This is a genomic window from Actinoplanes sp. NPDC049118 (genome assembly GCF_040648555.1).
Classification (GTDB): domain Bacteria; phylum Actinomycetota; class Actinomycetes; order Mycobacteriales; family Micromonosporaceae; genus Actinoplanes.
Map to the genome: position 1 here is coordinate 47,065 of NZ_JBEZDY010000024.1, position 18,407 is coordinate 65,471.

Here is an 18,407-nt window from a genome sequence, read left to right on the forward strand (position 1 = left end):
CTCAGACCTCCAGCGAGCTGATGGTGGCGGACACGCAGCCGCTGACCACACCCGAGGCGGCCGGCACGAACAGGTACTTCGCTCCGGCGCGGGCACCGGGGCTGCGCAGGTGGTCGTGCAGGACCAGGAAGTGCGAGGTGGTGGACGTGTTGCCGTACTTCTCGACCACGGACAGCGACTCGGGCATCGGCGTACCGAAATCGGCCTCGCCGTGGCCGTTGAAGTTGCGGATGAACCTGCTGCCGACCTGGTGGTGGACGATGTAGTCGTAGCCCTCGGCGGCGAAGTTCGACCCGCGCTTGGCCAGGAAGTCGCTCTGGAACCGGGTCCACAGCCCGGAGCGCTCCCCCTTGTGCATCTGTTGGTTGTCGGTGTAAAGGGCGATGCCCTGATTGCGGTCGCTCGGTTTGCCGATGCACAGGTGTGCATATTCCGAGCAGGTCATCAGCTCGACATAGTGGATCCGGTCGGCCTCCGACGTGGATTCGTCGATGATGACCGCCGCACCGGAATCGCCGACGGTCAGCGAGCCGAATTGCGGGTCGTACGGCTCGCTGATCTCCTTGACCCCGGTCTCCGCGATCGCGGTGATCCGCTCACCGCTGACCACGATTCCGTTGCGTACGCTGCCGGCCCTGATCATCCGGTCCAGGATCGCGACGCCGGTCATCATTCCGGCACACGCGTTGGAGACGTCGAAGTGAATCGCCCGCCGGGCGCCCAGGGCCCGCGCGAGCTGGTGCGCGAAGGACGGCTCGAAATGAAAGTCGTCGCCGTCCTTGAACCGGGTGATCGAGGCCGAGATGATCACGTCGAGGTCGGCGGCGGCGTACCGCGAACGGGACAGGCAGTCCTCGGCCGCGCGCCGGGCCAACACGAAGGAGTCCTCGAAGGAATCCGGCCGCTTGTCGTGGACCCGTCGCTCCGCGATGCCCGTGATGGCCTGCAGGTCGAACGGTGGTCGATAGCTCATCTGCGCGACGAGGTCGCGGGTGGAGACAACGGCCGCCGGAAGGTAGACGCCGATCGATTCGAAACGGGTGTGGGTCACCAGCACGCCTTCGGATGGGCAGCCACGTGGTGGCCACGCTGAGTTCTCCTCAATGGACAGAGCGCAATATTTTCGTTTGGCATCTCCCCGATCAAGTCAATGAGAGGTGCATCATGCCGAAAATTCACGCCGGAAACCCGTACGCCGCCACATCGACACGGGTACGTAACCGGATCGGCACATTGGCGCCGACCGATCAGATAACCGTCACCCAACGGCTCCCGGGAATCCCGGCTCACCGGCTGCCGCGCGGACAACGCTGAAATCAGGTGGTCAAGACGGGGTGCGACGGGCTTGGATGGACGACGTTCGGCGCACTGGGAGGTACTCGCGATGGATGTTCGGAACGTGCTGCTCGACGGCGTCGTCGGCTCGACCGCGTACGGGCTGGCCGGGCCGGACTCCGACCTCGACCGGCTGGGGCTGTTCGCGGCGCCGGCCACGGCATTTCACGGCCTGTCGTCTCCGCAGGAGTCGGTCGTCTCGTCGAAGCCGGACGCGACCTACCACGAGGCACGGAGGTACTGCTCGCTGGCACTGGGCGGCAACCCGACCGTCAGCGAGCTGATGTGGCTGGACTCGCACGAGGTGACCACGCCGCTGGGCGAGGAACTGATCGGCATCAGATCCGCGTTCCTGTCCGCCAAGCGAACCCGTGACGCCTACCTCGGCTACGCCACCCAGCAGTTCCGGAAGCTGAAGGCCCACGGCGACGCCCACAGGCGCACCGCGAAGCACGCCCGTCATCTGCTCAGGCTGTGCACGCAGGGCTACGAGCTGTACGCCACCGGCAGCCTGCGGATCCGGCTCGACGACCCGCAGCGGTTCCTCGACTTCGGCGAGCGGGTCGCCGCCGGCGACATCGAGCATGCGCGCGAGGTGATGGCCGGCTACGAGGAGGCGTTCGATGGGTGCGCGAGCGCCCTGCCGGACGAGCCGGACCGCCGCACGGTGGAGGACTGGTTGTTGCGCGTCAGAGCCGCGTTCCCCGCCTGAGCTCGGCCGGCCGCGCCGGCGTCTCGGCGTCGCCGCGGTCGCGGACCGACGCCGGCGGGGCGTCAGAGCCGGTCGGCCACCTTCTTGGCGAGCTCGACGACGATGGCGACGTCGGCGGCCGGGTCGCCCGGAGCCCGATCACCTTCGTAGACCTTCGACACGTTGACCAGCTTGTTGTCGACGACGAACCGCACCTGGGTCGTGGGAGGCAGGCGGTCCGGGCCGCGTTCTTTGGCCTCTACGGAGACCGCGGCTTCACCGATCCCGCTCACCGGCTTGGTGCCATCACTTCCGAGATCGTCGGCGCTCTTCTCGGTGTCGTACTGCTGCACGATCACGTACACGTCGAACGGCACGTCGTCCTTGGCCGCGAATATGCAATTCGAATTCGTCAGATGGACCGGCTCATCAATCGTGGTCGACCCCCCTTGCGGCTTGCCGGCTGCCTTGCCGAAGGTCTCCTCCAGTTCGGCGGCCGTCAGGAGCTTGCAGGCGTCGATGTCCTCCGCCTTCACGGCGGGAGCGCCTTTCGCGGCGCCGGCGCCGGTGGCACCGGTCTCTTTCGTCGGCTCAGCCGTCAGGCCGCATCCCGACAGCGCCAGAGTCGCCGTCAGTAGGGCGCCGACAGCGCTGAGCTTGTGGTATTTCACAGTTCATCTCCGTTCGGTACATGGCCGACCTCGCGGAATGATCCGTCCGCGCGCACGCCGGTGGACCAGCGCCGACAGGCAAGCTAGCAACCGGCGCTCCACGGCCGGGATATGGCGAACGACCTATTCACCTGCCGTTACCCGGCGATCGCCGGCCGTCGCCACCGCGTCAGCCCAACGAAGAGGGCGGCGTAATATACTCGCCGACCGAATCGCACAGCTACCACCCCCGACGGGTGCCCAGGATGACCGTTCAGTTCGAGATCGAAGGCTTCCTGATCCCAGGAGATCGGGTCACCTATCGCGCCATGAACTTCGGTCAACCGGTTCACGACAGGACACCTTTCCGGTACGTGTTGCGGCGCCCGATCGATGAGTTCACCGAGCGGCTGGCACAGAATCTCGAGCAGTGCCTCATCGAACTGCGCGAGGACTACGAGAGGTTCGGCGATGACGACGACGCGACCACCATCGCGCTCGCGGCTGCCGGGTGGCCGTCGGCCGCTGCTCTCCGTCGGGACCACGCCGAGGTGATGTCGCTGGTCATGCGCCGATATCTGTACTTCGACATCCTCGACGCCTACGCGCCGGCACGGGACTACGACTTCGTCATCAACACCGTGGAGAACGTGGTCCGCGACGGCGACGACATCGTGGTGACCGGCACGGGCTACGGGCCTGAAAGGCAATAGGACGTGGCGGCGCTGACGCCTTAAGGCGGCGTGCCCGGCCCGTGCTGACGCCAGGCCTCGGTGAGGCGGGCGAGGCGGTCGGGGGCGGCGATGCCGCACATGGCTGCGATCTTGCCGTCGGTGATGTCGAACGCCACGGTGCCGACGACCTGTTCGCCCAGCACGAAGAGGATGGCGGGGGCGCCGTTGACGAGCGAGTGATGGATGACGGGCGTGCCGCCGGCAAGGCGCCGTTTCGCGGGTGTGGGTCTGAGGCCGGCTCGTGCCGCGGCGGCGACGCGCCGCGGAGTGTCGTACCGCAGCAGCTTCCCGATCAGGCCGCCGCCGTCGGAGATCGCGGTCGCGTCGTCGGTGAGCAGCGCCACCAGCCGTTCGGTGCGGCCCGAGGAGGCAGCGGCGAGGAATTCCTCGACGATCCTGCGGGCGGACGCCGGGTCGACTTCGCCATCGCGGCCGCGGCGCGCGGCGGCGAAGCGGCGCCGGGCCCGGTGGAGGTGCTGCTGGCTCGCGGACTCGGTGATGTCGAGGATCTCGGCGATCTCGGCGTGGCTGTAGGTGAACGCCTCGCGCAGGAGGTAGACGGCCCGCTCGAGGGGTGACAGGCGCTCCATGAGAGTCAGCACGGCCAGAGAGACCGATTCGCGCTGCTCGAATGTGTCGGCCGGGCCGAGCATCGGGTCGCCTTCGAGGAGCGGTTCGGGCAGCCAGGCGCCGACGGAGCGTTCGCGGCGGGCCTGTGCCGAGCGGAGCCGGTCGAGGCACAGGTTGGTGACGACCTTGGTCAGCCATGCCTCCGGCACCCTGATCCGCTGCCGGTCGGCGGCCTGCCAGTGCAGGAACGCGTCCTGCACGGCGTCTTCGGCGTCGGTGGCGGAGCCCAGCAGCCGGTAGGCCAGGGAGCCCAGCCGGCTTCGACTGGCCTCGAATCGACCGGCGTCGAAGCGATCGGTGGCGGTGCTGTCCACGCGGACCACCCTAGTCATCCGGCGGCTACGCGACCGGCATCTCGGCGGACGCATCCGGCACGGCGACCAGGTGGCGCCTGCGCCTGGGCAGGCCGAAGGTCGGGTGCGAGGTGGTCCACAGCGACATCGCGAGGATGCCCGCCTTGATCCGCGCAGCCTTCCAGCCGCCCACATACCTCGGCTTCGCCAGCGCTTCGCCGTCGACCATCTGCAGGATCCCGTCCCGCCGTCCGAGGCTGATGTGGTTGCCCAGATACTCCAGCCTGGTGTTCGGGATCTTGCGGCCGGTCAGGCGTCCGACGATGGCGGCCATGGCCTGCATCCCGGTGTAGCCCGCCGAAGCGCAGGACATCGGCAGCGGACGGCCGTTGTCGCCGACGGCGTAGACGCTGTCGCCGACGGCGTAGACGCTCGGGTGCGAGACCGACCGCATGACGCGATCGACGACGATCCGACCGTCCTCGGTGACCTCCAGCCCGCCGGCGGCGGCGATCGGGCTGACGGCGAACCCGGCCGTCCACACGGTCGCGTCGGATGCCAGGGCGGTGCCGTCGGCGCACAGCACCCGCGTCGCCTCGACGGCTTCGACGCTCGTGTGCTCCAGAACGGTGACGCCCAGCCGGTCGCAGGCCTGGCGCAGGTGGCAGCGGGCCCCGGCGGAGAGCGGTGCGCCCAGTTCGCCGCGGGCGACGAGCGTCACCGACAGGTCCGGCCGGGATTCGGCGATCTCGGTGGCGGTCTCGATGCCGGTCAACCCGTCGCCGACGACCAGCACGTTCCCGCCGTCGTCCCGCGCGCTCAGGCTGTTCAGGCGTTCGCGCAGGCGCAGCGCCGAGGGGCGTCCGGCGACGTCGAAGGCGTGCTCGGCCGCGCCGGGGACGCCGTGGTCGGCGGCGTGGCTGCCGAGCGCGTAGAGAAGCGTGTCGTAGCCGAGCTCGCCGCCGTCGGCGTCGGCCACGGCGACGACCCGGCGCTGGGGATCGACGGCGGTGACGCGGGCCAGGCGCAGCCGTATCCCCGTGCCCGCGAAGACGTCGGCGAGCCTCCGGGCCTCGATCTCCTGGCCGGCCGCGAGCCGGTGCAGTTGCAGGCGCTGGACGAAGTCCGGCTCGGCGTTGACCACGGTGATCTCGGTGTCCGTCTGGGACAGCCGGCGGGCCAGGTTCCCGGCCACGTAGGCCCCGGCGTAGCCGGCGCCGAGAACGACGATGCGTTGCTTCATGTGCTGCTCCTGTCGGTTCCCCTGCTCTCGAGGACTTGAGCGAAACGGGGCCTCGATAGCTGACAGGAACCGCATATGGCGTGGGTCACAGGATGGCAAGGGCGCCGCGCGACGGCGGGGTCATCGGTATTCGGGGTTGGCGAAGTCGAAGCGGCAGCCGGCGTCCCACCCGCTGCGCTGGTTGCCGTGTGCGGGGATGCCGCCGGCGTCCTTCAACATTCGCGCGAGGTGCAGCAGGTTCCAGGTCATAAAGGTGGTGTTGCGGTTCGTGAAGTCGTTGTCCGGGCCACCCGAGCCGGGGTCGAGGTAGGACGGGCCTGGGCCGGCCTCGCCGATCCAACCGGCGTCGGCCTGCGGCGGGATCGTGTACCCGATGTGCTGCAGGCTGTAGAGCACGTTCTGGGCGCAGTGCTTGACGCCGTCCTCGTTGCCGGTGATGAGGCAACCGCCGACCCGGCCGTAGTACGCGTACTGCCCGGCGTCGTTCAGCTCGCTCGAACACCCGTAGAGCCGTTCGATGATCTGCTTGGTGACCGAGGAGTTGTCGCCGAGCCAGATCGGTCCCGCGATGACCAGGATGTCGGCGGGCCGCACCAGGTCCCGGTAGATCGCCGGCCACTCGTCGGTGGCCCAGCCGTGTTCGGTCATGTCCGGCCAGACCCCGGTGGCGATGTCGTGGTCGACCGCGCGGATGACGTCGACGGCGACGCCCTGTTTGCGCATGATGCCGGCGCTGACCTCGATCAGCCCGCCGGTGTGGGTCAGCTCGGGAGAACGCTTGAGGGTGCAGTTGACGAACAGGGCGCGAAGGTCGTCGTAGCGGGTCTCGGGCATGGGTGGCGGTCTCCTCAGTTGGTGAGCGGGGCGGCGCCGAAGGACACGCGGAACCGCGCGCACCAGATCGAGACGCTGCGGTACGCGGCGAGGTCCACGCCGGCCGGTATCGGGTAGTTCTGGCTGCCCTTGTTGCCCTTGAGCGCGCCCAGGTCGACATGCCGGCCGTCGTCGAAGACGTGCCAGCCGTCCCTGCCGGCCAGCACCGGCGCGTCGGTCAGCCAGACCTTCAGCGCCGGGCCGTTGCTGGTGTCGAGGTCCTCGACGCGCAGGTACCGCGAGCCGTCGGAGTCCCGCACGACGCGCACGGTGCCGGTGGTGTCGTGCTCGTGGCTCACGAAAGTGCCCCGCGCGATCGTCGCCGGCCCGGCCGCGGCCCGCGGACCGGCGCTCGCCGTACCGGAGGCGGCCGCCGCGGCGGCGGGTGGCGGCTCGTCGACGGTCTCGTCGACCCAGAGCTTCCACGGCTGGAACAGCGGCAGGGCCACCGCGACGGCGACCACACCGGCGGCGAGCACCAGCCAGGCGGCCCGGCGCCGGGCCCGCGTGGCTACCAGGTACTTGAACATGTCGCGAAGTCTCCGCTCGATTCGCCGGCGTCACACGGAATCGCGCGGCACCCACACGGCCGCCCGTGGTCCTTACCAAAGGGGTAGCCCATCAGGGCCCGCGGCCGCTACGCATACACCCCATCGTGTGCCACGAGGTCCGCGCAGCCGCCCGGATCGCGGCAGCCGTAAGTAATTCGAAAGATCTAGGTCCGCGGCGCGGCCGGCTCGGATGGGTAGCGTCAGCACGTGCCCTACCGCGTACTCGTCGTCGACGACGACCCTACCGTCAGCGATGTCGTTCGCCGCTACCTGGAACAGGACGGTCACCTGGTCCGGCTCGCCGCCGACGGCGCGGAGGCGCTCGCGGCCGTGGCGGAGTTCCCGCCCGACCTGGCCGTCCTCGACCTGATGTTGCCGGGCATCGACGGGATCGAGGTGTGCCGGCGGCTGCGCCGGCAGTGGCCGGAGTTGCCCGTCGTCATGCTCACCGCGCTCGGTGAGGAGGCCGACCGGGTGCTGGGCCTCGAGGTCGGCGCGGACGACTACGTCACGAAGCCGTTCTCACCGCGGGAACTGGTGTTGCGGATCCGCTCGGTGCTCCGGCGCGCCGCTCCCGCCGCGGAGCAGGCGGGGCCGGCGGTGCTGAACGACGGCGGCCTCAGCGCCGATGTCCGGCGCCGGGTCGTGCACCTGGACGGGGAATCCCTCGCGCTGACCGGGCGGGAGTTCGATCTGCTCGTCTTCCTCCTGCGGCACCCCGCCCGGGCGTGGTCCCGGGCGGAGCTGCTCGAGAAGGTCTGGGGCTGGCAGTTCGGTGATCAGTCGACGGTGACCGTGCACGTCCGCCGGCTCCGGGAGAAGATCGAGGAGGATCCCGCGACACCGCGGCGCATCCTCACCGTCTGGGGCGTCGGCTACAGCTACGAACCCGCCGGCGTCGCCCGGGCCCATGGCTGAGCGCCCCGGCGTCGGCTCACCTCTGCTGACGTTCGGGGAGGCGACGTGAGCGACATGCTGCTGATCGGCCTCTACGCGCTGGTGTCCGGGGCGGTCATCGCCACCGGCGGCGCCGTCGCGCTGCGGTTGCTGCGGGGGCGTTCGATCCTCGTGCACATCGGGGTGCTGCTCGCCGCCACCGTGATCGCGGTGGTGTCCGGAGTGGTCACCGTGGCACAGGCCATGTTCCTCTCGGCTCACGACCTGCAGGTCGTCCTGATCACGGTCGCCGCGTCGGCGCTGGTGAGCCTCGCCGTCGGTCTCGGATTCGGGCGGCGCCTGGCGGCCTCCGCGGTGTGGGCGGCGCAGGCCGAGGCGCAGGAGCGCAAGGCGGAGGCCGGGCGTCGTGAGCTCGTCGCCTGGGTGTCGCACGACCTGCGGACCCCGCTCGCGGGGCTGCGCGCCATGGCCGAGGCGCTGGAGGACGGCGTGGTCCGCGACCGCGACACCGTGACCGAATACCACCGGCGGATCCGCGTCGAGACCGACCGGATGGCCCGGCTGGTCGATGACCTGTTCGAGCTGTCGCGAATCAACGCCGGCGCGCTGCGGCTGGTGCCCACCACAGTCCCGCTCGCCGATCTCGTGTCCGACGCCCTCACCACCATCGCGCCGCTGGCCGCAAGCCGGCGTATCAGGCTGATCGCCGCCGATTCCGGGTGGCCGACCGTCAGCGCGAGCGAACCCGAGCTGAGCCGGGCCGTGACCAACCTTCTGGTCAACGCGATCCGGTACACACCGCCGGACGGCACCGTGCACATCTCCGCCGGCCAGGACCGCGCCGAGGTATGGCTGTCGGTCTCCGACACCTGTGGCGGCATACCCGAGGACGATCTGCCGCGGCTGTTCGACGTCGCCTTTCGCGGCGAACGCGCCAGAACCCCGGCGCACGGCGTCGAGGTGCCACAGGCGGCGGGTGGCGGCCTCGGCCTGGCCATCGTCCGGGGCCTGGTCGAGGCGCACGGCGGGCGGGTGGAGGCGCACAACATCGACCGCGGCTGCCGCTTCGTCATGCGCCTGCCCGCGGGTATCGCCTGAACGACGGTGACGGCGCGGGACGGCCATGTGCCGCGGCGGCACCGCTCGTAGCGTCGTGCTGCTTCCTGTTGCGGGCCTCGTCGCGATGCCGGTGGCAGACCTGAATCGACGGTCCGAAGACCGTTCTCAGCGATTTCATCGCTACCGGCAGTGGCCAGATCTTACCGACCCATGACGTGCCGATCCGAGGCTGATCGGGCCCGGCCGCACGCGCGTACTCCGGCACACAGGCGCAGGTCCGCGCTCCACCCCCCACAGAAGGAGAGCATCGATGAAGGCCGGAAGAAGAGCCCGGACAGGACGCATGATCGCGGTAGCGGTGACGCTGGCCGCCACCGGTGCGGCAACCGTCTACTTCGTGTCCAGCGGCGGAAAAGGCGAAGCCTCCGCCGCGACGAGCCTCGCCGACTACGTACCCATCGCGAACGTCGCCCCGAACGTGGTGACGCCGAAACCACGACGCGGCGCCTCCACCGGAACGTTCACCGTGGACTGCGGCACCAACGGCAACGGCAAGTTCAGCCCCGACAACCCCGTCGCGCAGCCGGGCATCAAGAACGGCGCCGAGCACGTGCACGACTTCATCGGCAACCAAGCGATCACCGCCGACACCTCGGACGAGGCCCTCGCCGCGTCGGGCACGACCTGCCGCAACGGCGACAGGTCCTCGTACTTCTGGCCGGTCGTCCGGATCGACAAGGCGGTCCGGGCCGACGCCGCGGCACGGGCGAAGGCGACCCTCGCCACCACCACACCGACCGTCTCCTGCCCACAGGTAGGCAGCCGGCTCCCCGCGGTGCCCGCCCGCTACCGCGCCGCGGTCGACCGCCAACTCGCCCGCCTCGACCGGGCCACAGCCGCCGCGAACGACCGCATCGCCGCGAGCCGAGGGCAGATCGACGCGGACTTCAACGACTCGGTGATCGCCCCGCTGCGGGCCGAGCGCGCCACCGCCCTCAAGAAGATCAGCCACATGCTGAACACCCGATCGGCCGGGCTGGTGTCGCTGGTCGAATGCGAGGTCAGCTACGACGGCATGCACACCGGTCACCTCACGGCGGGCGCCCGCAGCGTGGCCAACCCGTCCGTGCGCTGTCCCTCGCTGCGCGACAAGCTGCCCGGCGTACCGGATAAGGCCCTCGCCGAGGTGGACCGCAACCTGGCCGAGCTGGACAGGCAGATCGCCGACGCCGACGAGCGCCTGGTGCAGGCGCCGGGCGACGGCGGCGTGCTCGGCGCACTGCGGGCGAAGCGGACCGCGACGATCGAGCGGATCGTGATCTCCATCGGCCGCGACGCGCCGCGGCCGCAAGGCCTGGACAAGCTCGCCACCTGCACCCTGGGCAAGGGCCAGGACGCCGACAACCAGAACGGCCAAGGACAGAACGGCGGAGGCGAAGCGGCGGCACTCCCCGATCCCAGCGGACCCGACCTGGAGCTGCCCGGCAACACCGGCGGCATCGTGCGCCCCACCGAAGTACTGATCGAGTACCGCGGAAACCCCACCGGCAAGGTCACCGCGATGCCACGCTTCCTACGGGCACTGACCGGTGACGCCAAGCCCACCAGCCGCGGCCCGGCGAACGCCCGCGCCACCTGGACCTGTTCCGGCTTCGCCGACCGGCTGTCGGACAAGTACCCGATCTGCCCGGCCGGCAGCCGGGTCCAACGGGTGCAGGACTTCCCCGGCTGCTGGAACGGCAGAGACATCGACAGCGACAACCACCGCGCCCACCTCGCCTTCGCCGACAGGTCGTCGGGCGCCTGCCCACGCGGCTTCAAGGCCATCCCCCAGCTGCGGATCACCATCTCGTACGACATTCCGCAGGACGTGCAGGCGAAAGGCCAGTACGCGCTCGACTCGTTCCCCGAGGAGAACCACAACCCGTTCTCCGACCACAACGACTTCATCAACATCAACTCCGGCCGTCAGATGAAGAAGATCACGGCCTGCCTCAACAACGGCAGGCGCTGCGCCTGACCATCCGGCCGGGGCGGCCGCCCGCCCCGGCCCCGTCAGGTGGGTCGTTTGCCGACCTCGTCCGCGACAATCGCAATGACCGTGGTCGAACCGTCGAGTAGCGTGGACCGGCAGGACGCATCTCGGAGGTGTTGTCACGTGGACTCATCCCCCACGAACGGTGCGGCAGCAGGCCGCGGCCGGCGCCCTCAGATGGCCGAGCTTCTCGACCTGGCCCCGCATCCCGAGGGTGGCTGGTACCGACAGAGCTGGGCGTCCGACATCACCTTCGATCCACCTGGCTATCCGGGCGAGCGTTCGAGCGCCACAGCCATCTACTTCCTGCTTGCCGCCGGCGAGACCTCTCGTTGGCATCGCGTTCGGTCCGCGGAGCTGTGGCTGTGGCACGCGGGGGCTCCGCTGACCCTCAGCCTGGCGGGTGGCGACGATTCCCCCGCAGCAGATGCCGAGACAATTGTCCTCGGGCCCGATGTTGCCGCAGGGCAGAGGCCTCAGGCTCTGGTTCCACCGAACATGTGGCAGTCGGCCGTGCCCACGTCCGACGACGATGTCCTGGTTTCGTGCATCGTCTCTCCGGGATTCGATTTCGCCGACTTCACGATGGCTTCGTCACCAGAGACCAGCACGGCGAACCACACTCCTTGCAATTCGTAGCCGCGAAGGGTTTCTGGAGGTTGCGCCGCTGGGTCTGCGGCTCCTCCGACGGTCGAGACAGCTGGGCAGGCGGCGCAAACGCCATCAAGACGCGGAGCTACCGGTGGCGGTGGCGATAATCTTGGGCCGTGTCACTCGTCCGCTCGGCTGGTCTGCAGAAGTTCCGCGAGACCGTGACACAGCTGGGCGGCGACCCGGTGCGCTACGCCCGGCAGGCGCGCCTGCCCGTCGAGGCGCTCGACACCGGCGACCTGCTCATCGAGGACACCGCGCTCGCGGCCGTGCTGGAGATCGCCGCGGTGGCTCTGCGGTGTCCGGACCTCGGCCTGCGGGTTGCCGCCGCGCAGGACCTGAGCCTGCTGGGGCCGCTGGCGGTCGCGATCCAGAATTCGCCGTCGGTCGGCGACGCGCTGGAGTGCACCTCTCGGTACATGTTCGTGCACGCCCGCGACCTGCACATCGAGCTGATCGACGACCCGGAGGGGGTACCGGGGGTCACCGCGTTGCGGTATACGTTCGGCGCCGGGGTCCGGCCGCTGCCGCAGGCGACCGACATGACCCTGCTTTTCCTGCACCGGACGGTGACCTTCCTGGCCGGCGGCGGGTACGGGCTGCGCTCGGTGGACCTGCCGCAGCAGCCGGCCGCGCCGCGGGAGCGGTACACCGAGGCGTTCGGGGCGGCGGTTCGTTTCGGCCGGCCGGAGGCGCTGCTGCGGCTGCCCACCAGCCTGCTCGGTCGTCCGCTCGAGGGCGTCGACGCGACCCTGCGCAGCCTGGCTCTGGCGTTCCTGTCGCAGCAGGCGCCCGGACCGGGCACGGCCGTGGCGTCCCGGGTGCGCACGGTCCTCGCGCAGGCCCTGGGTACGGGCTCCACCAGCCTGGCCGACGTCGCCCAGGTCCTCGCGACGCATCCGCGCACCCTGCAACGCGAACTCGCCGACGAGGGCCAGTCGTACGCGGCGATCCTCGACAGCCTGCGCCGTTCCCGCGCCCGCAGCTATCTGACGACCACGAACATGCCCCTCGCCCAGGTCAGTCGGTTGCTCGGGTTCGCCGAGCAGGCGGTGCTGAGCCGCTGCGCCCGGCGCTGGTGGGGAATGAGCCCGTCCACGCTGCGACGCGCGGCCGGCCGGTAGGCGGCTCGGTCAGCCGCGGGGCGGCGCCTGCGGGGTGGGCAGCAGCGCCACGTCGTCCTCGATCAGGCTCCCGAGCACGATTGTGCCGTCGTGCTCGGCCACCGAGGTGACGAAGCCGTAGGAACCGTCGTCGGCGCGCAGGTCGTGCACCGGCCTGCCGTCCAGGTCGAATGCCATGATCCAGGCGACCACGACGGGCTTGGGGCGCACCGCGTCGGGCAGGTTCCACACCAGCAGCCGCAGGAGGCCCGGCAGCGGCAGGAGCCGGTCCAGCAGCGGGTTGCGCGGCGCGACGATGCCGATCCAGAGCAGGCCGTCGCTGCCCAGGTACATGTTGTCGGGGAAACCGGGCAGGTTGTCGACGAACGCCTCGGTGCGCCCGGCGTCGGGGCCGGTCAGCCAGTGCCGCCGCACCCGGTACCCGGCCGTCTCGGCGAACAGCAGATGTGACTCGTCGGGGGCCAGGACCAGACCGTTGCCGAACTTCAGCCCCGTCACCAGGGTGGTGACCGTACCGTCGGGGTCGCGGCGCAGCAGCCGGCCGGTGCCGGAGTGCTCGAAGAAGTCGCCGACGTGGTCCTCGAGGTTCCAGCGGCTGGTCGCGGTGGTGAACCAGATGGTGCCGTCGCCGCCCTGAACCACGTTGCTGGCGAACGTGATCGGCTCGCCGTCGACCGAGTCGGCCAGCACCTCGACGGTGCCGTCCGGGCGTACCTCCAGAAGGCCCTTGTCGTGGTCGCAGACCAGGACGCCGCCGTCGGGGCGCGGGTGCAGTCCCAGCGGGCGCCCGCCGGTCTCGGCGAGCACCGTGCGGTCGCCGGTGACCGGGTCGAGGCGCACGATGCGTCCGTCCGCGGTGCCGGTGATGATCCGTCCGGCGGCGTCGAAGACGACGTCCTCGGGGCCGTGCCCGCCGGTCGGCAGGCGGCGCTGGACCCGCAGTGGTGCGGTCTGCCCGCGGTCGGCGAAGGCGGGCGGTGTCCAGCGGCGCGGGCTGATGTGACGGCGGGGCATGCGGTGCTCCAGGATTCAGCGGTAGGTCAGCAGCCGCGGATCGGCTTCCAGGTGGGTGTGCTCGTTGTAGGTGGACATCCACAGCCCCTGCCGTCCGGCGACCAGTTTCGTGACGCCGGTGTTGACCGCGACCCGGTTGAGCGCGGTCCAGGTCGTGGCGAGGGTGGCCGGGTCCGCCTGCGGGCCGGCGGTCAGCAGGGCGACGGCCATCGCGATCGGCCCGCCGGAGCTGACCGCGATGATGTCACGGTGCTGCCGCAGCAGTTCGCGGGCGCGGTCCAGTACCGCGACGATCCGCGCGCGGAAGGCGGGGAACGACTCGATGTACTCGGCGTCGTCGCCGCTCGAGCACCAGCGGGCGGTGGCCGCCTCGAAGATCTCCTGGAAGGCCCGGCCGGGGTGATCGGTGCGGGCCAGTTCGGCCATCAGGTACGCGCGGTCGCGGTACGCCGGCCGGTGGATCTCGACGACGTGTTGGAAGTCGAACTCGTCCCAGCCCGGGTCGGCCAGTACGGGGATGGGTGCGCCGCCGAGCCCGTCGCGCAGGCCGGCGACGGTCTCCCGGTGGCGGCGCAGCGACCCGCACAGCAGCACGTCGGGCCGGATGCCCCGCTGGGCGAACGAGCCGCCGAGCACCCGCGCCTGCTCGGCACCGCGTTCGGACAGGGCGTCGTAGTCGTCGGCGCCGAACGACGCCTGACCGTGCCGGACGAGCAGTAGCCGTGCCATGTCACCTCCCCGCCCGGCGGATGATGCGCCGGCACCGCGCCTCGAGCAGAAGACAGGCTACCCACAGGTGGCGGAAGGCGGGGTTCGTGGTCTGCCGGTGGTGGTAGCGGTAGTAGATCTGCTGCCCGATCGCGGCCAGCCGGAACAGCCCGAACACCTCGTAGAACGCCCACTGCCGATCGGTGAGTTCGATGCCGCGGCGGGTCCGGTAGTAGTCGACGACCTCCCGGCGGGTCAGCATGCCCGGGGTGTGGGTGGGCTGCCGGCGGAAGGCGCGGAACAGCGGGCCGTCGTCGGCCTGCACCCAGTAGGCGAGGGCTCCGCCGAGATCCATCAGCGGGTCGCCGAGGGTGGCCATCTCCCAGTCCAGCAGCGCGACCGGCCGGGTCGGGTCGTCCGGATCGAAGACCACGTTGTCGAAGCGGAAGTCGTTGTGGATCAGGCAGGTGCCCCGGTCGGCGGGCTGGTTGTCGCGCAGCCACGCCATCACCTTCTCGAACGAGCCGACGTTGCGGGTGCGGGCCGCCCGGTACCGCCTGGTCCAGCCCTCGACCTGGCGGGCGACGTATCCGGCGCCCTTGCCCAGGTCGGCGAGCCCGGCCGCGGCCGGGTCGACCGAGTGCAGGTCGACGAGCAGGTCCAGGACCCGGGTGCACAGCTGTCGTACCTGCTCGGGCGGCAGGTCGACGCCGAATTCCCGGCGGGGGATGCGGCCGTCGACGCGCCGCATCACGTAGAACGGTGAGCCGATCACCGACTCGTCGGCGCAGTGCGCCACCATCTCCGGCACGTACGGGAAGACCGGCGCGAGGGCGGACTGGATGCGGTACTCGCGGCCCATGTCGTGCGCGCTCGCCGCCTTCTTCCCGGCCGGCGGGCGGCGCAGGATGAGTTCGCGGTCCGGGTACCGCAGCAGGTAGGTCAGGTTGGAGGCGCCGCCGGTGAACTGCTGGACCTGCGGCGGTTCGGCCAGGCCGAGCCACGCCGTGACCGCCGCGACGTCGAAGGCGTCCTCGGTGCGTACCGGCCGGGTCAAATCATCCTCCGGACCACCGACAGCGGCAGGACGCGCATCGCGGCGCCGATCGGCACCCACGGCCAGGCCGGCACGTACGCCTTGATCCGGCGCTTCTCGATCGCGGCGACCATCGCCCGCACGCCGGTAGCGGTGTCCACCATGAACCGGGTCCGCTGCTGTACGTGCTCGTTCATCTCCGAGCGGATGTAGCCGGGGAAGATCACCGAGACGTCGACGCCGGGGATCCGTTCGCTGCGCACGCCCTCGGCGATCGCGGCGACCCCGGCCTTGGTGGCCGCGTACGTGCTCATCGACCTGCGCATGCCGCGCAGCGCGGACATGGAGGAGATCAGGACGAGGTGGCCGCGCCGCTGGGCGCGGAAGATCTCGAGGGCGGCCTCGGTCTGCGCGAGCGCGCCCACGAAGTTGACCATCGCGGTGGCCCGGTTGGCGTCCCACCGGCCGGTGCCCAGCGGCGCGCCCTTGCCGAGCCCGGCGTTCACGACCACCCGGTCGATGTGGCCGAACTCGGCGGCGAACTCCTGGAACACGGTGAAGACCGCGCTGTCGTCGGTGACGTCGAGCGTGCGGACGCTGACCCGGCGCCCGGGGAGCTCGTCGCGCAGGCGTTCCAGCCGGTCGGTGCGCCGCGCGCACAGCGCCAGGTCGTAGCCGAGCGCGGCGAACTGCCGCGCCATCTCCTCGCCGAGCCCGGCACTGGCCCCGGTGATGAGGACGACGCCCTTGCTCATCCGTTGCCTGCCTTTCGCATGCGCTCCTGGCCCTCGCTGCGCTCAATGCGGTCGCTCATGCGGAGCCTCCGTCGAGTTCGGTGCGGCGCAGTTTGGCGCCGGTGGCCAGCATCCGGCGGTCGTACACGGCCCGGGCGAGCCGCTTCATCCAGAAGGCGGCCCGGGCATTGCGGTCCGGCATGATCAGGAACTTACCGGCGTCGAGGCCGTTCAGCACCCGCCCGGCGATCTCGTCGGCGCCCAGCGGCGCGGTGTCGATCAGCTTCGTCGCGGTCTGCCTCATCACCGGGTCGTCGCCGGACAGCGAGGCCGCGAGATTGGTACGGAAGAACGTGGGGCACACGACCGAGACGGCGACGCCCCACGGCCCCAGTTCGTGGCGCAGCGTCTCGGACAGCGCGACCACCGCGGCCTTGCTGGCGTTGTACGAGCTCATCGCGGGCGGATGCACCAGCCCGGCAGCTGAGGCCACGTTGACCAGGTGGCCGCTGCCCTGCTCCTTGAACAGGGGCGTGAACGTGCGGCAGCCGTGCACCGCGCCGAGCACGTTGACGTTCATGACCCGCTGCCAGTGGTCGGCGCCGAGCCGGTCGATCCGCCCGCCGGCGGCGATGCCCGCGTTGTTGACCAGCACGTCGAGGCCGCCGAGGTCGTCGCGGACCCGGTCCCGCGCCACGGCCCAGTCGGCCTCGGAGGTGATGTCGAGCCGCTGAAACTCGGCTCCGTCCGGCAGGGCGGCCGGCTCGACGAGGTCGGTGACCAGCACGCGGTCGCCGCGGGCCGCGAAGCGGGTGGCCAGCGCGGCGCCGAGCCCGGAGGCGCCGCCGGTGATCAGTACTCTCATCGGGATGCTCCATGCTGTGCGAGTTCGATGCGGGCGATGACGCCCCGGTGCACCTCGTCCGGTCCGTCGGCGAGGCGGATCGCCCGGGCCGCGGTCCACGCGGCGGCGAGCGGGAAGTCGCTGGAGAGGCCGGCACCGCCGTGCAGTTGCATGGCGAAGTCGATGACCTGCTGGGCGACGGCCGGCGCGGCCACCTTGATCTGGCTCACCTCAGACAGCGAGGCCGACGGGCCTTCGGTGTCGAGTTTCCACGCGGCGTGCATGATGAGCAGCCGCAGCGAGTTGATGGCGATCCGGGCCTCGGCGATCCGTTCCCGGTTCCCGCCCAGGTTCACCAGGTGCTTGCCGAACGCGACCCGCGACAGGCCACGCTCGCACGCCAGGTGCAGCGCTTGTTCGGCGAGGCCGACCAGGCGCATGGCGTGGTGGACACGGCCCGGGCCGAGGCGGCCCTGCGCGATTTCGGAGGCCCGCCCGGGGCCGGCGATGACGTGCGACAGCGGCACCCGTACGCCGGTGAAGGACACCTCGCCGTGGCCGAACGGCTCGTCGAAGAGGCCCATCGTGTCGAGCATCCGCTCGACCCGGACGCCGGGGGCGTCGCGGGGCACCAGCACCATCGAGTGCCGGGCGTACCGCTGGGCGAGCGGGTCGGTCAGGCCCATCACGATCAGCACCGCGCAGTCGGGGTGGCCGATGCCGGTGGTCCACCATTTGCGCCCGTTCAGCACCACCTCGTCGCCTTCGACGACCGCGGTGAGCTGCATGTTTGTGGCGTCGGACGAGGCAACACCGGGTTCGGTCATGGCGAAGGCGCTGCGGATCCGCCCGTCCAGCAGCGGGTCCAGCCAGCGTTCGCGCTGCTCCGCCGAGCCGTACCGCAGCAGCACCTCGGCGTTGCCGGTGTCCGGGGCGTTGCAGTTGAACACGTACGGCGCCAGGGGTGACCAGCCGGTCGCCTCGGCCACCGGCGCGTAGTCGACGTTCGACAGTCCGGTGCCGCCGCGGGTGCCGTAGCGGCGCGCGTAGTCGCCTTCGTGCCCGGCGGGCAGGAACAGGTTCCACAGCCCTTGTGCGCGCGCCTTGCGTTGCAACTCGCGGACCTCGTCGGGCACGAGCCACCGGTCGTCGTTGGTCCGGCGCAGCGATCGCTCGACCGGATCGATCTCGTCGCGCACGAAGGCCCGGACCGCCTCGGTCAGTTCCATCGCACGCGCGGACGGGGTGAAATCCATGCGACCAAGCTATGAGCCGCCGACCCGTCGCACTTGATCTGACACGACA

The 18,407-nt window shown here is 70.6% G+C and carries 19 protein-coding genes; 7 read left to right on the plus strand and 12 right to left on the minus strand.

Features of this window, described 5'->3' with window-relative positions; all coding sequences use genetic code 11:
- Position 1: 1 nt before the first annotated feature.
- Positions 2-1,051 (minus strand): 3-oxoacyl-[acyl-carrier-protein] synthase III C-terminal domain-containing protein, encoded by a 1,050-nt coding sequence (locus AB0B58_RS31550; protein WP_360230941.1) that lies wholly within the window; start codon positions 1,049-1,051, stop codon positions 2-4.
- Positions 1,052-1,384: 333 nt separating this feature from the next.
- Here AB0B58_RS31550 and AB0B58_RS31555 point away from each other — a divergent pair, with 333 nt between their 5' ends.
- Positions 1,385-2,047: a DNA polymerase beta superfamily protein gene (locus AB0B58_RS31555; protein WP_360230943.1), complete on the plus strand. Its 663-nt coding sequence runs from the start codon at positions 1,385-1,387 to the stop codon at positions 2,045-2,047.
- 62 nt (positions 2,048-2,109) lie between these two features.
- Here the strand turns inward: AB0B58_RS31555 and AB0B58_RS31560 are convergent, their stop codons facing one another.
- Positions 2,110-2,697 carry a hypothetical protein gene (locus AB0B58_RS31560; RefSeq protein ID WP_360230945.1) on the minus strand — a complete coding sequence of 196 codons (588 nt, stop codon included), beginning with the start codon at positions 2,695-2,697 and terminating at the stop codon, positions 2,110-2,112.
- Positions 2,698-2,942: 245 nt separating this feature from the next.
- On the opposite strand from AB0B58_RS31560, the gene AB0B58_RS31565 reads away from it, so the two are divergent.
- Positions 2,943-3,389, plus strand: coding sequence for a hypothetical protein (locus tag AB0B58_RS31565; protein WP_360230947.1), 447 nt, complete (start codon positions 2,943-2,945; stop codon positions 3,387-3,389).
- Positions 3,390-3,409: 20 nt separating this feature from the next.
- On the opposite strand, the gene AB0B58_RS31570 is transcribed toward AB0B58_RS31565, so the two are convergent.
- The 4 genes from AB0B58_RS31570 to AB0B58_RS31585 form a co-directional block, all read right to left on the minus strand.
- A complete protein-coding gene (locus tag AB0B58_RS31570; protein ID WP_360230949.1) occupies positions 3,410-4,354 on the minus strand; it encodes a sigma-70 family RNA polymerase sigma factor in 945 nt (314 codons plus the stop codon).
- A gap of 25 nt (positions 4,355-4,379) precedes the next feature.
- Positions 4,380-5,576: an FAD-dependent oxidoreductase gene (locus AB0B58_RS31575; RefSeq protein ID WP_360230951.1), complete on the minus strand. Its 1,197-nt coding sequence runs from the start codon at positions 5,574-5,576 to the stop codon at positions 4,380-4,382.
- Positions 5,577-5,696: 120 nt separating this feature from the next.
- Positions 5,697-6,410: a flavodoxin family protein gene (locus tag AB0B58_RS31580; RefSeq protein WP_360230953.1), complete on the minus strand. Its 714-nt coding sequence runs from the start codon at positions 6,408-6,410 to the stop codon at positions 5,697-5,699.
- 14 nt (positions 6,411-6,424) lie between these two features.
- The gene (locus AB0B58_RS31585) at positions 6,425-6,979 is read right to left on the minus strand and encodes a DM13 domain-containing protein (RefSeq protein WP_360230955.1); all 555 of its coding nucleotides are present in this window, start codon (positions 6,977-6,979) and stop codon (positions 6,425-6,427) included.
- 228 nt (positions 6,980-7,207) lie between these two features.
- Here AB0B58_RS31585 and AB0B58_RS31590 point away from each other — a divergent pair, with 228 nt between their 5' ends.
- The 5 genes from AB0B58_RS31590 (at position 7,208) to AB0B58_RS31610 (ending at position 12,766) form a co-directional block, all read left to right on the plus strand.
- Positions 7,208-7,918, plus strand: coding sequence for a response regulator transcription factor (locus tag AB0B58_RS31590; RefSeq protein WP_360230957.1), 711 nt, complete (start codon positions 7,208-7,210; stop codon positions 7,916-7,918).
- 54 nt (positions 7,919-7,972) lie between these two features.
- Positions 7,973-8,995, plus strand: a complete 1,023-nt coding sequence (locus tag AB0B58_RS31595; RefSeq protein WP_360231140.1) for an ATP-binding protein — start codon at positions 7,973-7,975, stop codon at positions 8,993-8,995.
- Positions 8,996-9,299: 304 nt separating this feature from the next.
- Complete coding sequence (locus AB0B58_RS31600; protein ID WP_360230959.1) at positions 9,300-10,976, plus strand: DUF1996 domain-containing protein; 1,677 nt, start codon at positions 9,300-9,302, stop codon at positions 10,974-10,976.
- Positions 10,977-11,168: 192 nt separating this feature from the next.
- Entirely contained in the window at positions 11,169-11,630 is a 462-nt protein-coding gene (locus tag AB0B58_RS31605; RefSeq protein ID WP_360230961.1) for a cupin domain-containing protein, read from the plus strand.
- A gap of 128 nt (positions 11,631-11,758) precedes the next feature.
- Positions 11,759-12,766 (plus strand): AraC family transcriptional regulator, encoded by a 1,008-nt coding sequence (locus tag AB0B58_RS31610; RefSeq protein WP_360230963.1) that lies wholly within the window; start codon positions 11,759-11,761, stop codon positions 12,764-12,766.
- A gap of 9 nt (positions 12,767-12,775) precedes the next feature.
- Here the strand turns inward: AB0B58_RS31610 and AB0B58_RS31615 are convergent, their stop codons facing one another.
- From AB0B58_RS31615 to AB0B58_RS31640, 6 genes are read right to left on the minus strand one after another with little or no spacing between them, the layout of a single operon-like run.
- A complete protein-coding gene (locus tag AB0B58_RS31615) occupies positions 12,776-13,780 on the minus strand; it encodes an SMP-30/gluconolactonase/LRE family protein (protein WP_360230965.1) in 1,005 nt (334 codons plus the stop codon).
- Positions 13,781-13,795: 15 nt separating this feature from the next.
- A complete protein-coding gene (locus tag AB0B58_RS31620; protein ID WP_360230967.1) occupies positions 13,796-14,509 on the minus strand; it encodes a histidine phosphatase family protein in 714 nt (237 codons plus the stop codon).
- Position 14,510: 1 nt separating this feature from the next.
- Entirely contained in the window at positions 14,511-15,545 is a 1,035-nt protein-coding gene (locus tag AB0B58_RS31625) for a phosphotransferase family protein (RefSeq protein WP_360230969.1), read from the minus strand.
- A complete protein-coding gene (locus AB0B58_RS31630) occupies positions 15,542-16,279 on the minus strand; it encodes an SDR family oxidoreductase (RefSeq protein WP_360230971.1) in 738 nt (245 codons plus the stop codon). The genes AB0B58_RS31625 and AB0B58_RS31630 overlap by 4 nt, the downstream gene beginning before the upstream one ends.
- Positions 16,280-16,334: 55 nt before the next feature.
- Entirely contained in the window at positions 16,335-17,123 is a 789-nt protein-coding gene (locus AB0B58_RS31635; protein WP_360230973.1) for an SDR family NAD(P)-dependent oxidoreductase, read from the minus strand.
- The gene (locus tag AB0B58_RS31640; RefSeq protein WP_360230975.1) at positions 17,120-18,358 is read right to left on the minus strand and encodes an acyl-CoA dehydrogenase family protein; all 1,239 of its coding nucleotides are present in this window, start codon (positions 18,356-18,358) and stop codon (positions 17,120-17,122) included. The genes AB0B58_RS31635 and AB0B58_RS31640 overlap by 4 nt, the downstream gene beginning before the upstream one ends.
- Between the last annotated feature and the right edge of the window lie 49 nt (positions 18,359-18,407).